The 15,183-nt window shown below is 61.3% G+C and carries 16 protein-coding genes and 1 pseudogene; 5 read left to right on the top strand and 12 right to left on the bottom strand.

Features of this window, described 5'->3' with window-relative positions; translation table 11 throughout:
- The first annotated feature begins 111 nt into the window (after window positions 1–111).
- The 3 genes from AB4N42_RS24420 to AB4N42_RS24410 all read left to right on the top strand — a co-directional run bounded on the left by AB4N42_RS24420 (window position 112) and on the right by AB4N42_RS24410 (window position 2,733).
- Window positions 112–1,074, top strand: coding sequence for a zinc-binding dehydrogenase (locus tag AB4N42_RS24420; RefSeq protein WP_217861441.1), 963 nt, complete (start codon window positions 112–114; stop codon window positions 1,072–1,074).
- Window positions 1,075–1,306: 232 nt separating this feature from the next.
- A complete protein-coding gene (locus tag AB4N42_RS24415) occupies window positions 1,307–1,942 on the top strand; it encodes a DUF1326 domain-containing protein (protein ID WP_030142361.1) in 636 nt (211 codons plus the stop codon).
- 2 nt (window positions 1,943–1,944) lie between these two features.
- Window positions 1,945–2,733, top strand: a complete 789-nt coding sequence (locus AB4N42_RS24410) for a DUF2182 domain-containing protein (protein ID WP_030142360.1) — start codon at window positions 1,945–1,947, stop codon at window positions 2,731–2,733.
- 216 nt (window positions 2,734–2,949) lie between these two features.
- Here AB4N42_RS24410 and AB4N42_RS24405 read toward each other — a convergent pair whose 3' ends face one another.
- The 6 genes and pseudogenes from AB4N42_RS24405 to AB4N42_RS24380 form a co-directional block, all read right to left on the bottom strand.
- Window positions 2,950–3,603, bottom strand: a complete 654-nt coding sequence (locus tag AB4N42_RS24405) for an HAD family hydrolase (RefSeq protein WP_198798093.1) — start codon at window positions 3,601–3,603, stop codon at window positions 2,950–2,952.
- 34 nt (window positions 3,604–3,637) lie between these two features.
- Window positions 3,638–4,629: pseudogene (locus AB4N42_RS24400) on the bottom strand (ABC transporter ATP-binding protein).
- Window positions 4,626–5,426, bottom strand: coding sequence for an ABC transporter permease (locus AB4N42_RS24395; RefSeq protein WP_030142357.1), 801 nt, complete (start codon window positions 5,424–5,426; stop codon window positions 4,626–4,628). The pseudogene AB4N42_RS24400 and the gene AB4N42_RS24395 overlap by 4 nt, the downstream one beginning before the upstream one ends.
- On the bottom strand, window positions 5,413–6,249 hold the full coding sequence (locus AB4N42_RS24390; RefSeq protein ID WP_217861974.1) for an ABC transporter permease: 837 nt from the start codon (window positions 6,247–6,249) through the stop codon (window positions 5,413–5,415). Before AB4N42_RS24390 ends, AB4N42_RS24395 begins: the two co-directional genes overlap by 14 nt.
- 5 nt (window positions 6,250–6,254) lie before the next feature.
- Complete coding sequence (locus AB4N42_RS24385) at window positions 6,255–7,061, bottom strand: alkaline phosphatase family protein (protein ID WP_460115460.1); 807 nt, start codon at window positions 7,059–7,061, stop codon at window positions 6,255–6,257.
- Between the two features lie 180 nt (window positions 7,062–7,241).
- A complete protein-coding gene (locus AB4N42_RS24380) occupies window positions 7,242–8,309 on the bottom strand; it encodes an ABC transporter substrate-binding protein (protein WP_198798091.1) in 1,068 nt (355 codons plus the stop codon).
- 350 nt (window positions 8,310–8,659) lie between these two features.
- Between AB4N42_RS24380 and AB4N42_RS24375 the strand changes: the two genes are divergently transcribed.
- Entirely contained in the window at window positions 8,660–9,385 is a 726-nt protein-coding gene (locus tag AB4N42_RS24375; RefSeq protein ID WP_030142353.1) for a UTRA domain-containing protein, read from the top strand.
- Between the two features lie 7 nt (window positions 9,386–9,392).
- Here AB4N42_RS24375 and AB4N42_RS24370 read toward each other — a convergent pair whose 3' ends face one another.
- From AB4N42_RS24370 to minC, 6 genes are all read right to left on the bottom strand, one after another.
- Complete coding sequence (locus AB4N42_RS24370; protein WP_030142352.1) at window positions 9,393–9,575, bottom strand: hypothetical protein; 183 nt, start codon at window positions 9,573–9,575, stop codon at window positions 9,393–9,395.
- 220 nt (window positions 9,576–9,795) lie between these two features.
- Entirely contained in the window at window positions 9,796–11,085 is a 1,290-nt protein-coding gene (locus tag AB4N42_RS24365; protein WP_030142351.1) for a M18 family aminopeptidase, read from the bottom strand.
- A 223-nt stretch (window positions 11,086–11,308) separates the two neighbouring features.
- Window positions 11,309–11,944, bottom strand: a complete 636-nt coding sequence (locus AB4N42_RS24360) for an RluA family pseudouridine synthase (RefSeq protein WP_018612476.1) — start codon at window positions 11,942–11,944, stop codon at window positions 11,309–11,311.
- A 181-nt stretch (window positions 11,945–12,125) separates the two neighbouring features.
- The gene (gene minE / locus AB4N42_RS24355) at window positions 12,126–12,380 is read right to left on the bottom strand and encodes a cell division topological specificity factor MinE (RefSeq protein WP_003179111.1); all 255 of its coding nucleotides are present in this window, start codon (window positions 12,378–12,380) and stop codon (window positions 12,126–12,128) included.
- Window positions 12,380–13,192, bottom strand: a complete 813-nt coding sequence (gene minD / locus AB4N42_RS24350) for a septum site-determining protein MinD (protein WP_025214989.1) — start codon at window positions 13,190–13,192, stop codon at window positions 12,380–12,382. The genes minE and minD overlap by 1 nt, the downstream gene beginning before the upstream one ends.
- 201 nt (window positions 13,193–13,393) lie before the next feature.
- Window positions 13,394–14,128, bottom strand: a complete 735-nt coding sequence (gene minC / locus AB4N42_RS24345; RefSeq protein WP_030142350.1) for a septum site-determining protein MinC — start codon at window positions 14,126–14,128, stop codon at window positions 13,394–13,396.
- A gap of 118 nt (window positions 14,129–14,246) precedes the next feature.
- Between minC and AB4N42_RS24340 the strand changes: the two genes are divergently transcribed.
- Window positions 14,247–15,179: a lipid A biosynthesis lauroyl acyltransferase gene (locus AB4N42_RS24340; RefSeq protein ID WP_030142349.1), complete on the top strand. Its 933-nt coding sequence runs from the start codon at window positions 14,247–14,249 to the stop codon at window positions 15,177–15,179.
- The last annotated feature ends 4 nt before the right edge of the window (window positions 15,180–15,183 follow it).

Here is a 15,183-nt window from a genome sequence, read left to right as displayed (position 1 = left end):
CGCATATTAGGCCGTCTTTGAAGTCGCCGGTTCCATGTGGCCCGGGCGCATAATGCAAGAAAGCCCGGCGTTGAAGCAGCGGGCCCAGTCGAGACTCACTATGGAGGCACCGTGAAAGCATTGCAAGGCGTTGAAGGTCAAGTGGTATGGGCAGATGAGCCGAGTCCGGCCTGCGATGCGGGGCAAGTTCGCATCCGTGTGGCGGCCGCCGGCCTGAACCGGGCCGATTTATTGCAGAAAGCCGGGCATTATCCACCGCCTCCGGGCGCCAGCCAGGTGCTGGGGCTCGAGTGTTCCGGGGTGGTCAGCGAAGTCGGGCCTGGCTCTTCCTGGCAGGTCGGCGACCGCGTCTGCGCCCTGTTGGCGGGCGGTGGGATGGCCGAAGAAGTGGTGGTCGACGGCCGCCACGTGCTGCCGGTACCTGAAGGCCTGTCGATGGCTGAAGCGGCCGCGCTGCCTGAGGTCTACGGCACCGCGTGGCTGAACCTGTTCCAGCTTGCCGGGTTGCGGCCGGGTGAAAAAGTGCTGCTGCACGCCGGTGCCAGTGGCGTCGGCTCGGCGGCAATCCAGCTCTGCAAGGCGTTTGGCAACCCATGCTGGGTGAGCGTCGGTTCGGCGGATCGGCTGGCCTATTGCGAGGCGTTGGGGGCCCAGGGCGGCGTGGTGCGCACCGACGATATCAACAGCCTGAACGACTTCGCGCCGTTCGATGTGATCCTCGATCCGGTCGGCGCGAACTACGCCAGCCTCAACGTGAAACTTTTGTCAGTTGACGGCCGCTGGGTATTGATCGGCCTCATGGGCGGCCGCACGACCGAACTCGACTTGGCCCAGGTGCTGGGCAAGCGCATCCAATTGCTCGGCTCGACCCTGCGCAGTCGCAACGATCAATTCAAGGCCGATCTGATCAGCGAACTGGGGCAGCAGGTATGGCCGTTGTTCGCTGATAAACGCTTGAGCCCTCAGTTGGCCCGGACGTTTGCGGTCACCGATGCCGAAGCGGCGTTTGCGGAACTGGCGACGAACACGGTGTCCGGGAAGTTGGTGCTGGTGGTCGATGAAAGCTTGAGCTGATGCAGATCCTGTGGGAGCGAGCTTGCTCGCGATAGCGGCGTGACAGTCAACAAGGCTGTTGAATGCTCGACCGCCATCGCGAGCAAGCTCCCACACAGGAGGCAAGGGCGACTCCGGCACGCTGACCTTTGGTCGGCAGCCCGTATCCGATGCGCGCGCCCTGCTAGCGTTAATCAATGAGGGGATGGGGTAACCGCAGCTTTTATTTCACCGCCAGGTGAAGAGAGTGATCATGGCCATCGCCGAATGGCGCATGCAGGGCGTCGAGTTCATAGCCTGCAACTGCAATTGGGGCTGCCCGTGCCAATTCAATGCGCCACCGACCCATGGCCACTGCCAGGCAGTGGCGTCGATGCGGGTGGAACGCGGGTATTTCGAGCAAGTCACGTTGGACGGCTTGTGCTGGGCCGCCACCTTCGCTTGGCCGGGCGCTATCCATGAGGGCAAAGGCAGTTGCCAGGTGTTCATCGATGAACGCGCCGACGAGGCGCAACGCCAAGCCCTGCTGACTATCCTCTCTGGCCTGGAGAGCGACCCCGGGGCCAACGTGTTCCAGGTGTTCAGCAGCACCATGAGTGAGGCGTTCGAACCACAATTCGTGCCCATCACCCTGTCCATCGATGTCGACCAGCGCCTGGCGCACCTGGACATTCCAGGCGTGCTGCAGGCCAGCGGCGAGCCGATCCGCAGCCCGATCGACGGCTCGCCTCATCGCGTCCGCCTGTCCCTGCCCGAGGGCTTCGAGTTCCATGAGGCCGAAGTCGCCAGCGGCAGCTACCAGACGCATTCAGCCCTCAAGCTGCAATCCCAGGGCAGCCATAGCCACCTCGCCCACGTGCACTTCACTGGCCACGGCATAGAGCCGTAGCGATGGAAGCACCTCAGGCAGTGACCCAGGGCAGGCGACTGACTGGCGAGCAGTGGTTATTGGTGTTCTGCCTGCTCGCGCTGACCGCCCTGGCCTGGCTCATGCTGCTGCGCATGGCCCGCGACATGAGCGCGCCGGGTGGCATGGCTGATGCGGCAATGGCCGGTATGGTCATGCCTTGGAGCCTGGCCGATGCGCTGCTGATGTTTGCCATGTGGGGGGTGATGATGCTGGGCATGATGCTGCCCAGCGCATTGCCCATGTTGCTGATCTATCAGCAGATGCTGCGCAAGTGCATGCCGTCACCGAAGCGACACTTGGCCTTGCTGCTGTTCTGCAGCGCCTATGGCCTGGTCTGGGTCGGCTTCGCCTTGGGCGCCACGGCGCTGCAATGGGCTCTCGAACAACTGGCCTTGCTCAGTCCGGCGATGCGCAGCAGCAGTACTGCGTTGGGCGCTGGCCTCCTGCTGGTCGCGGGTGTCTATCAGTGGCTGCCCAGCAAGGCGGCCTGCCTCGAACATTGTCGCGGGCCGTTGCATTTTCTTCTCAGCTACTGGCGCCCCGACGTGCTCGGCGGCTGGCGCATGGGCCTGGCCCATGGCGCTTATTGCCTGGGCTGCTGTTGGGCGCTGATGGGGCTGCTGTTCGTAGTCGGCGTGATGAACCTGTTCTGGGTGGCAGTGATCGGGGCCTTCATCCTGCTGGAGAAAAACCTGCCCCAGGGGCTCTGGCTCAGTCGTATCTGTGGTGTGTTGTTGATCGGCTGGAGTTTTTGGCTGCTGCTGGGTTGAACCTGTGGGCGAGCAAGCTCGCACAGGTCTTGTATTCGCAGGCTTGGATCGCCCCCGTGGCGAGGGAGCTTGCTCCCGCTGGGTGGCGCAGCCGCCCCAATCGGGACGGCGCAACTATCCAGGTAGACCGCGTCAGCCGGTTTTACGACTGCTTCGCAGCCGAGCGGGAGCAAGCTCCCTCGCCACGGGGACCGCAGTGTTTTTCTCGTCCGGGGATTATTTCCAACTATGAATCGGCCACCCAGCCAACTCAGCATGAGCTTTCAACACCTGGTCCGGGTTCACCACATGCGGGTAATCCACCCGCAGCAACAACGGCAGGTCATTGCGCGAATCGGAATAGAAACTCGCGCCTTCAAGGTTCTCCTCTTCGGCATCCAGCCAATCCAGCAACCGGGTGATCTTGCCTTCGCGGTAGGTCAGGGTGCCCACGGTCTTGCCGCTGTACACCCCGTGGGCCACTTCAAGTTCGATCGCCAGGATCTCATCGATGCCCAGGCGTTCGGCAATCGGCTTGACCAGGTGCGTGCCCGACGCCGAGATCACCAGGATCCGGTCGCCGGCCTTGCGGTGTTCGGCGATGGCCTTGGTGGCGTCGCTGAAGATGATCGGCTCGATGAAATCCTCCACCCACGGTGCAACCAGATGCTCGATCTCCTCCGGAGTGCGGCCGATCATCGGCTCCAGGCTGAAGTCCATGTACTCTTCCATGCGCAGCTTGCCATGGCTGTAGGCGTCCATCAGCTCGTTGTTGCGCCGCATGAACGACTCCGGATCGACCCAGCCCAGGCGTCCCATCTGTTCGCTCCAGAGGGTGGCGCAGTCGCCGTGGATCAGGGTTTCGTCCAGATCAAAAATTGCCAGGGCCATCAGCGCGTTTTCCTTCTCAAAATCAACAAGGCCGTCAGGCTACCTCACACAGGGCCGACGGATCGATGGAAAGTGCCAACCGGGCACCGTCAGGATGCAGGTCGGCGGCCGAGCGATTGAGCACATCCACCACCAGTTCCACGCCACGGGCCTCGACCCGGTAGCGGATCACGTTGCCCAGCAGGCTGTGGCTGCGGATCAGCGCATCGGGTTCGCCGTTGCGACTCAGTTCGATGGCTTCCGGGCGAATCGCGATGCGACCGTTCACCGGGCGTTGCAGCAGTTTGGTGGCGCTGTCGGCGTCCAGCAGGTTGTAGTTGCCAATGAAACCGGCGGCAAACACATCGACTGGTGCCGTGTAGAGGGTCTCGGCATCGCCGCTCTGTACGATCTTTCCCTGGTTCATCAGGAAAATCCGGTCAGACATGGTCAGGGCTTCTTCCTGATCGTGTGTGACAAAGATCGTGGTCAGGCCCAATTCGCGCTGGATCTGTCGGATCTGTTCGCGCAGGTGCTTGCGAATCCGTGCATCGAGGGCCGACAGCGGCTCGTCCAGCAACAACAGGCGGGGCCGGGTCACCAGGGAGCGGGCCAGGGCCACGCGCTGGCATTGGCCTCCGGAAAGTTGATGGGGGTAGCGCGCGGCAAAGTCGTGCAGCTCCACCAGGCGCAGGATCTCCAGCACCCGCTGGCGGCTGTCCGAGGCGTCGACCTTTTGCATGCGCAGGCCAAAGGCGACGTTCTGCTCCACGGTCATGTTGGGGAACAGGGCGTAGCTCTGGAAGACCATGCCGATCCCGCGTTTTTGCGGGCTCAAGGGGACGATGTCCTGGCCGTCCAGCAGGATCTTGCCGTCATCCACCGCCGTCAGGCCGGCAATGCAGCGCAACAGCGTGGACTTGCCGCAGCCGGAAGGGCCGAGAAGGGTGACGAATTCGCCCTTGTGGATCTCACAGTTGATGTCGCTGAACACCGGCGTGCCTAGGCGTAGCTTTTTTGCAGGTGTTGGACGCTGACGTAGCTCATTGGCTTTTGTCCTTGTTCAAGATGTTGGCCGCCCAGGTCAGGACCAGTACGAAGAAAAAGTAGGAAATCACCAGCGCACTGGTGAAGTGACCGCTGCTGTTGCGCATGTTGTTCAGGTACACCTGTAACGTTTCATAGCGGGTGCCGACGAGGATGTTGGCAAACACGAACTCGCCAAACAGGAACGAGAAGGACAGCAGCAGCGCCACCATCAGGCCCTTGCGCAGGTTTGGCAGCACCACCAGCAACGCGGCCTGGAAGGTGCTGGCGCCGAGCAGTTGCGCGGCGTCCATCAGGTCGCGCAGGTTGATGGCTTGCAGATTGTTGGTGATCGCCCGGTACATGAACGGCAGGGCAACGGTGAAGTAACAGCCGATCAGGATCCACGGCGTGCCGACCATCGCCAGCGGCCCGGAACCATAAAGTTGCAACAGTCCCACTGACGACACCACTGGCGGCACCGCGAAGGGCAGCAGGATGAGAATGTTCATCAGCGCATCGAGCTTGGGAAAGTGGTAATGCACCACGAACAGCAACGGCAGGATCAGCACCACCGACAGCACCAGCGCCCCCACACAGACAATCAGGGATTGGCCGAAGGCATGGAGAAAACGCGGATCGCTCCACAACTGCACATACCATTTGAAGGTGAAGCCGCTGGGCAGCACGGTGGCCGACCAACTGCTGGCGATGGAGTAAATCAGCGTGCCGGCCAGGGGCAGCAGCAAAATGGCGAATAGCAGGTAAACCACTGCCCGATGATAGAGCCCGGCGGGGCCCGATTCAGCGCGAGACATGGTAGCTCCTCTTGAGCAGCAGTTGATGGACGATGGTTACCAGGGTCATCAACGCCACCAGCACCACGGCCAATGCACTGGCCATGTTCGGATCCAGGGAGATGTCGCCGGAGACCATGGCCGCGATGCGTATCGGCAACACGTTGAAGTTGCCGGTGGTCAGCGCATAAACCGTCGCGTAGGCGCCGAGGGCGTTGGCCAGCAGGATCACGAACGTGCCCAGCAGCGCCGGGGTCAGCACCGGCAAGCCGATGTGCCGCCAGAACTGCCAGCCGCTGGCGCCGAGCAGGGAGGCGGACTCGCGCCAGTCTTCACGCAGCGCGTCGAAGGCCGGGTAGAGCAGCAACACGCCCAGGGGAATCTGGAAATAGGTGTAGAGAATGATCAGCCCGGTTTTCGAATACAGGTTGAAATCCTCGATGATCCCCGCCTGCTTGAGCATGATCGTGATGCTGCCGTTGAACCCCAGCAGGATGATGAAGGCGAAAGCCAGGGGCACGCCGGCGAAGTTGCTGGTCATGTTTGCGAAGGCGTTGACGAAGTTGCGCAGGCGCGAGTCGACGCGGCGCAGGGAATAGCTGCCGAGCACGGCGATGACGATGCCGAACACGCTGGACCAGAAGCTGATTTCCAGGCTGTGCTGGATCGCCTGCCGGTAAAACTTCGAACTGAAGATTTTGCTGAAGTTGGCGAGGCCCCAGCCGAACTCTTCCGATTCCAGGCTGTTGACCAGCACCCACAGCAGCGGGGCGATCTGGAACACGATGAAGAAAATCGCGAAGGGCACCAGGCACAACGCTGCCAGCCATTTGCCGCGCGTCATGGCGTTCACTTGAGCAACTCCTGGCAATAGGGTTTGTCGTGGGCGATGCCGAGCAATTGGCAAATCGTGCCGCACAACTCGGTCTGCCGAGGGGCAGCGTTGGCGTCCAGGCTGAAGCCGTTCCCGAGGACAAACAGCGGCACTTCCCGTTCTTCCGCCAGTAGGCCGTTGTGGGAGCGGTCGTTGTTCATGCCATGGTCAGACGTCACCAGCACCTGATAACCGGCGTCGAGCCAGGCTTGCAGGTAGACCGCCAGGTTGATATCGGCCGAGCGGGCGCTGTTGCGGTATTGCGGCGTATCGAGGCCATGTTTGTGCCCGGCGTCATCGATGTTCATCGGATGCACCAGCAGGAAGGCCGGCGAGTAGCGCTGGCGCAGGTGCTCGGCGTCGGCGAACAGATGGGAATCGGGGTAGTGGTCATTCCAGTAGAAATGCCCGTACTGAATCGGCAGGTCGGGGTTCTCGGTGTGACGATCACGACCGGCGACGAAGGGTGAAACGTTGTAGAGCTCACTGACCCAATGATAGGCAGCGGCTGCCGTACTCAGGCCGGCCTCGGTGGCGTAATGGAAAATGCTGCGCTGGTTCGAGAGGCGCGAGACATTGTTGTGCACGATCCCGCTGTCGATGGGCCCGACGCCGGTAAGGATGCATTCGTAGAGCGGGCGGGACAGGGCGGGCAGTTCACATTCCAGTTTGTAGAGCGCCGCGCGTCCTGCGCCGACATACGCCTGCAAATGTCCCATGGCGTGCCGGGCGACCTCGTAATTGAGGCCGTCGAGCACCACCAGGATGACGTTGTGCTTCATGGGGACCGGGACTCCGGACAAGAACCAAAAAAACCGGTTCACCAAGCGCCCAATGTGGGAGCGAGCTTGCTCGCGATTGCGGTGTGTCAGCCAATACTCATGTCGACTGATACTCCCTCATCGCGAGCAAGCTCGCTCCCACAATGGATCAGCGGTGATCCGGGAGCGGGAGCTAGCGCCTCACTTCATCTCGACGATGACTTCTTCGTTCCACTTCTGCGGCAGTGCCTTGGAGGTCTTCTCCCACGCATCCGCATCCTTGATCGGGGTCACGCCTTTGTACTGCTCGTTCGGCAGCAGCTTGGCCTTGACCTCTTCCGGCAGCTTCAGGTGCTCGGCGCGGATCGGGCGGGCGTTGCCCTTGGCGAGGTTGATCTGGCCAGCGTCGCTGAAGATGTATTCGCGGGTCAGCTTGGCGGCGTTCGGGTGCTTGGCGTATTTGTTGATGATGGTGGTGTAGCCGGAGATCACCGAACCGTCGGATGGGATCAGCACCACGTAGTCATCCGGGTTGGCCATCTTGGCCTTGTAGCTCAGGCCGTTGAAGTCCCAGACCACGCCGACCTCGACTTCACCTTTTTCCATGGTCGCGATGGTCGGGTTGGCCATGGACAGGCGCCCTTGCTTGGCGATGTCAGCGAACATCAACAGCGCTGGCTCGATGTTCTTCTCGTTGCCGCCGTTGGCCAGGGCTGCGGCCAGTACGCCGTTGGCAGCCTGGGCCGCGGTGCTCACGTCACCAATCGAGACTTTATATTTACCCGATTTCAGGTCGGCCCATTTGGTCGGCACTTCGGAACCGTGCAGCAGTTTCTTGTTGACGATGAATGCGATGGTGCCGGTGTAGGCCAGGGCCCAGTTGCCATCCTTGTCCTTGGCCCAATCCGGCACTTGTTCCCAAGTGCTCGGTTTGTAAGGCTGGACCACGCCTTGCTTGACCGCGATCGGGCCGAAAGCGGCGCCGACGTCGCCGATGTCGGCGCTGGCGTTGTCTTTTTCAGCGGCGAACTTGGCGATTTCCTGGGCCGAGCTCATGTCGGTGTCGATGTGCTTCAAACCGTAGTTCTTGGCCAGGTCTTCCCAGGTGCCTTTCCAGTTTGCCCAGTCATCGGGCATGCCGACGCTGTTCACGGCGCCTTCCGCTTTCGCAGCGGCTTCCAACGTTTTCAGATCGGTATCAGCGGCCATGGCGGCGGTGCACATGGCAATGGTCGAGCCTAACAGTGATGCCAGGAAAAGCTGTTTCATCCGAAGCTCCTATGGGCGTTTTCAACGCTGCGATTGCGGTTGTGTTGGTCTAGGTCAGCAATACCTGAGCCAATGTAGGCGGGTCCCATGACATTTTGATGTCGGTGGGACGTTCGCCAGCAATCATCGGGCTCACGGAGGGTCGCTGTGGGATAAGCGTAGACCATGAGTAACCGCCTGATCTGCAAGGCCTTGGCCGTTTATTTGCAAGCGCATGTGTTGACCGTTCGGCGGTTGTGTCATCTATCAGTCATGCGCAGTGCCTAGGCTTGCAGGCATGAGACGTGGATCGATGCAGCATCGAATCCTGCCCCGAAACAGTGCTGGTCTAGTCCAGATAGGTAACGTTGATGCGCGTTGAAACAACCAAAGCGGTGACAACCATCGGGCAGGTCCTGCAGGAGCAGCTTGACCACGGCTTGCTGGCGCCGGGCAGCAAGTTGCCGGCCGAGCGCAAGTTGAGCGAGTTGTTCGGGACCACCCGGATCACCGTGCGTGAGGCTTTGTTGCAGCTTGAAGCCCAGGGACAGATTTATCGGGAAGAGCGCAGGGGCTGGTTTGTCTCGCCACCAAGGCTGGCCTACAACCTGATGCAGCGTAGCCATTTCCACGCGATGGTCGCTGCCCAGGGCCGAGTGCCTTCGACCCAGGTGATCTCGGCCCGCCTGCAACCCGCTTCGGCGGCGGTCTGTGCCTGGCTGCAATTGCCGGCGCTGTCCAGCGTCATCCAGATCTGTCGCACCCGGCGCATCGATGAGCGATTGGTGCTGTACGTCGAGCACTACCTGAATCCGGCGTATTTCCCGGGCATCCTCGACTTTGACCTCAACCAGTCGATGACCGAGCTGTATGCCCGCCATTACGACCTGCATTATGGCCGGGTGAAATTCGAGATCGTGCCTACGTCGCTACAGCCGGAAGCGGCAGCGGCACTGAAAGTATCGGTCGGCAGCCCCGGGCTTCGGATTGCGCGGGTCAACTATGACCAGCATCAACGGCTGATCGATTGTGACCTGGAGTTCTGGCGGCACGACGCGATTCACGTGGGCGTGGATGTGCCGGAGCAACCCGCCTGAGGCGTGTTCAGGAGGACTCGTTGAGTTTCGCCAGGATCCTGAACAACACCGTCGCGAGGATCAGCAACATGCCGATCCACATGGCGAACACCCCGACGTTCTTGTCGCGGAAATTGAAGCCGATGGCCAGCAGGATCATGCCGGCGATGATGGGCACCAGCATGGCGTTGAACGAGGACATGGAGATCATGGCGACAGCCTTGTCGGGGGGATAAGGTCAGTCTAGTTGGGGTTTGGCTGGGGTGGGCTGATGTATGTCACAGCCTCCCCAGAATTTGAGACGGGCACTGTTGTGGCGAGGGGATTTATCCCCGCTGGGTCGCGCAGCGGCCCTAAATTCTACGGTCGCTGCGCAACCGAGCGGGGATGAATCCCCTCGCCACAGGAGGCTGCATGAACAGGTTCAGCGGTTAGGGCAACTCGCGAGAAGCGTAGAACGCGCTCAGCACTTTCACCAGGTGCGCCAAGTCATGGCTGCCGCACAGTTCGCGGATCGAATGCATGGCGAAGGTCGGCAGGCCGATGTCCACCGTGCGCACACCCAGCTGGCTGGCGGTGATCGGGCCGATGGTCGAGCCGCAGCCCATGTCGCTGCGCACGACGAAGCTTTGCACCGGTACTTCCTCGGCCATGCACAGGTGGCGGAAGAATCCGGCAGTTTCGCTGTTGGTGGCGTAGCGCTGGTTGCTGTTGACCTTGATCACCGGCCCGGCGTTGAGCTTGGGACCGTGGTTGGCGTCGTGTTTGTCGGCGTAGTTGGGGTGAACACCGTGGGCATTGTCCGCCGAGACCAGCAAGGATTTCTGGATGGCGCGCACGAACTCTTCACCTTCGGGCAACAGGCGGCGCAGGGTCTGTTCGAGCATCGGACCGTCGGCACCGCAGGCCGAGGTCGAGCCGACTTCTTCGTGGTCGTTGCACACCAGCACGCAGGTTTCTTCGGTGTCGGCGGTCAACAGGGCCTGCAGGCCGGCGTAGCACGACAACAGGTTATCCAGGCGCGCGCCGGCGATGAAGTCGCCATGCAAACCGACGATGGCGGCACTTTGGGTGTCGTAGAAACTCAACTCGTAGTCGAGCACCACGTCGGCATTCAAGCCGTGCTCCCGGGCCAGTTGATCGGTGAGCACGGCGCGGAAGTCGACGCGCTCGTCGCCGGCGAACTGGGCGAGTATCGGTGGCAGTTCATTCTGAGCGTTGATTGCCCAACCTTGATTGGCTTCACGATTGAGGTGGATGGCCAGGTTCGGAATGGTGGCGATCGGTGCCTTGAAATCGATCAACTGGCTCTCGACCTTGCCATCACGGCGGAAGGTCACGCGGCCGGCCAGGGACAGGTCGCGGTCGAACCACGGCGCCAGCAACGCGCCGCCATAGACTTCCACGCCCAGTTGCCAGAATCCGTGGCGTTGCAGTTCCGGCTGCGGCTTGACCCGCAGGCAAGGGCTGTCGGTGTGGGCGCCGACCAGGCGGATGCCGTCGTGCAGCGGTGAGTTGCGGCCCAACTTGAAGGCGATGATCGAGGAATCGTTGCGCGTGATGTAGTAACGACCGTTGGCCTCTGTGGCCCAGGTCTCGCGCTCATCAAGCCGCTGGTAACCCGCCGCCTCCAGGCGTTGGGCAAGGCTGGCGGTGGCATGGAACGGGGTAGGGGAGGCCTTGAGGAAGTCGATCAGGCCCTGGTTCAACTCTGCGCGCATAAGTAACTCCAGACAGCGATGGGCGGGAGTTTACCGTATTAGCAGCGTTGGTGATCATTCCAGGCGGAACAGGGAGCTGGCTTCCGCTGGGTTTGTAGGAGCTGGCGAAGCCTGCGATCTTTTGATCTTTTGATCTTTTGATCTTTCGCTGGAGATTCAAATACCTTTGGAAAGATCGCAGCCTCGTTGCACTCGACAGCTCCTACAGCAACGGTGATGTTTTTCAGAACGGTGCCGGGCACTCGAAGCGCAGGCGTTCGCCGCTCTGCGGATGGGTGAAGCTGAGCATGCTGGCGTGCAGGCACAGGCGTGGCCAAGCGGCCAGGGCTTGCGGGTGGGCATAGAGCCCGTCGCCCAGCAATGGGTGACCGATGGAGAGCATGTGCACGCGCAATTGGTGCGAGCGTCCAGTAATCGGTGTCAGCTCGACTCGGCACCAGTCGCCACAGCGTTCCAGCACGCGCCAGAACGTCAAGGCGTGCTTGCCCTGTTCGTGATCCACCACGTGGCGGGGCTTGGTCGGCGGGTCATAGCGCAAGGGTAGGTCGATGCTGCCGCTGTCCAGTTCCGGTTGGCCCCAGCACAATGCGGTGTAGGCTTTTTCGGTTTCTCGATCATGAAACTGCCGGGACAGTTCGCGATGGGTGTCGGGGTCGCGGGCCAGCAGGATGATGCCGGAGGTTTCCCAGTCCAGCCGGTGCACGATCCGTGCTTCCGGATAGCCGTTTTCCTGCAGGCGAGTGATCAGGCAGTCCTTGTTATCGTCGGCCCGGCCGGGCACGGAGAGCAGCAGGGTCGGCTTGTCGACCACCAGCACGGCGGCGTCCTGGTGAATGATGCGGATGTTGGACAGGGGCATTGAAAACAGTCTCGTTACAAACGCCAACGGCGGCTCGGCCCCCACAGCCTTATCGTGGGAGCGGGCTTGCTCGCGAAAGCGGTTTTTCAGGCACATTGATCTTGAATGTGCCACCGTCTTCGCGAGCAAGCCCGCTCCCACAAAAGCTGGGGCCGAGCCGCCGTGGCTCCAGCCGGATCGATCAGCGATCCGGCAGGGTGATGTTGAGTTCCAGGATCGAGCAACTGCCCTGGCTTTCCAGCGCCACGTGCACGTCATCGCTACCGATGTTGACGTACTTGCGGATCACCTCGACCAGTTCCTTCTGCAGGGCAGGCAGGTAGTCGGGTGTGCTGCGTTGGCCGCGTTCGTGCGCCACGATGATCTGTAGACGCTCTTTCGCGACCGAGGCGGTACTGGGCTTTTTGTTGGCACGAAAGAAGTCAAAAAGGTTCATTACCTACCTCCAAACAGGCGCTCGAAGAAACCTTTCTTCGTGACGTCGAGGAATCGATGCTCGACGGTTTTGCCCAGCAGGCGATCGACAGCATCGCTGTATGCCTGGCCGGCGTCGCTCTGGTCGTCAAGAATGACCGGCACACCGGAGTTCGAGGCCTTGAGTACGGCTTGGGATTCTGGAATCACGCCCAGCAGGGTCACCGCGAGGATTTCCTTGACGTCTTCGACGCCAAGCATTTCACCGTCGCTGACGCGTTGCGGGTTGTAGCGGGTCAGCAGCAGGTGCTCCTTGATCGGCTCTTCACCTTGCTCGGCACGGCGGGATTTGCTCGCCAAGAGGCCCAGCATGCGATCGGAGTCACGGACCGAGGAGACTTCCGGGTTGGTCACGACGATCGCTTCGTCAGCGAAGTACATGGCCAGGTGGGCACCTTTCTCGATACCGGCCGGGGAGTCGCAGACCACGAACTCGAAGTCTTCCTTGAGCTGCATCAGGACCTTTTCCACGCCTTCCTGGGTCAGCGCGTCTTTGTCGCGGGTCTGGCTGGCGGCCAATACATAGAGGTTCTCAAGGCGCTTGTCCTTGATCAGGGCCTGTTGCAGGTTCGCTTCGCCATTGACCACGTTGACGAAGTCATAGACCACGCGGCGCTCGCAACCCATGATCAGGTCGAGGTTACGCAGGCCGACGTCGAAGTCGACGATGACTGTTTTGTGGCCGCGCAAGGCGAGGCCGGTACCGATAGCGGCGCTGGTGGTGGTCTTACCCACACCACCCTTGCCGGATGTAACCACGAGAATCTTGGCCAAGGTGTTTCACCCCTAAGGAAAAAGGACTTTGTCAGCCCCTGAAAAACATCTCTGGAAAACTGCTGCAATTGGACAGGCTTGGCTGGAATTGGGGATTGGGCGGGGTCTACCTCCGGTAAACGCTGCCTGATCCTTTTTCCTACGTCGTATAAGCCGTATTCGCTAGGTTTTAGAGATGCTTGGAAAATGCGGCAGTATCCGTTAAAGCCGAATGATGTTCAACACGTCGCCCGACAGGCTGACCTGGACGCCGGCCCCCCATAACGGGTCGCGCCGCAAATCCTCGGAAACCTTGTATTGCCCGGCGATGGAGACCAGTTCAGCGCTCAACTGCTGACAGAAGATCCTTGCCTTGGTGTCGCCCTTGACACCGGCCAGCGCACGGCCGCGCATCGGGCCGTATACATGGATGTTGCCATCGGCCAGAAGTTCCGCCCCCGGGCTGACCGAGGACACGACGACCAGATCGCCACCCTGGGCATAAATCTGCTGTCCGCCGCGCACCGGCGAGGTGATGACCCGGGTGGGCTTGATGGTGGGCTCGGGTGGTTTTTCCGGTTTTTTCGGTTCGGCCGGGCTCAGTTCCAGCACCCGCTCACGGGCGCCGGAGGGTGGCAGCACCGGAATATCCACGGCAATGGCGGCGGCGATATCTTCGATACGGCTGGCGCGGATCGCCAGGGTGCGCAGGCCGTGCTGGCGGCAAACGCGCATCAGGCCTGGCAAATCCACCGAGCCTTCGCCGGCCGGCAGCTTGTCCAACGCCAGCACCAGCGGGGCATTGCTGAAAAAATTCGGGGCCTGGGCGACTTTTGCCGCCAACTGCCGGTCAAGACCTTCCAGGTCGTTACGGGCCAGTTCCAGCACCGTAATGGCGAGCATGCTGCCCTTCAGCTGGAACACGGGATCTTGGTCTAGCGGTTCGGTTTGGCTCATGGTCGGCGTACAACGACTTGTCACTAAAAGTGCCGAGACTTATAACGAGATCGCCCGTCAGCCGCAACCCGGGTCGAACAATGTAGAATGCGCGGCCCATGTCTTAATGGAAGCTGTAATGGATCGCCCGCGTTTTCGAGCTGCATTTTTTCATCCGCGTTTCTGGCTGCTGTGGTGCGGCCTGGGGCTGTTGTGGCTGATCGTTCAGTTGCCCTATCCGCTGCTGCTGCGGATCGGCCGTGCGCTGGGCGTGCTGATGTACCGGTTGGCCGGCGACCGGCGGCGCATCGCCAGTCGGAATCTGCAGCTGTGCTTCCCCGAGAAGTCCGCCGCCGAGCGCAAGCGTCTGCTCAAGGAAAACTTCGCCTCCACCGGTATCGCTTTCTTCGAAATGGCCATGAGCTGGTGGTGGTCGCGTCCGCGCTTGGCGAAGCTGGCCCATGTCGAAGGGCTGGAGCACCTCAAGCAGGCCCAGCGCGACGGCAGGGGCGTGATCCTCATGGCACTGCATTTCACCACGCTGGAAATCGGCGCGGCGCTGCTCGGCCAGCAGCACACCATCGACGGCATGTACCGCGAGCACAATAATCCGCTGTTCGACTATATCCAGCGCCGGGGACGCGAGCGGCACAACCTCGATTCCCTGGCGGTGGAACGCGATGACGTGCGTGGCATGCTCAAGTTGCTGCGCGCCGGTCGGGCGATCTGGTACGCGCCGGACCAGGACTACGGTGCCAAGCAGAGTGTGTTCGTGCCATTGTTTGGCATTCAGGCCGCAACGGTTACCGCAACCAGCAAGTTCGCCCGCCTGGGCAAGGCGCTGGTCGTGCCGTTCGTCCAGGAACGGCTGGCCGATGGCAGCGGCTATCGCCTGGTGATCCAGGCGCCGTTGGAAAACTTTCCCGGCGAGACCGATGAAGGCGACTGCATTCGGATCAATCAATGGGTCGAGCGCTCGGTGAGCGCCTGTCCCGAGCAATATCTCTGGGCCCATCGGCGTTTCAAGACCCGTCCACCGGGTGAGCCGAAGTTGTACGAAAAACGCGGTTGAGTAT

The sequence above is a fragment of the Pseudomonas sp. H2_D02 genome, from assembly GCF_054677635.1.
This window is presented reverse-complemented; position numbering and strand designations above follow the sequence as displayed.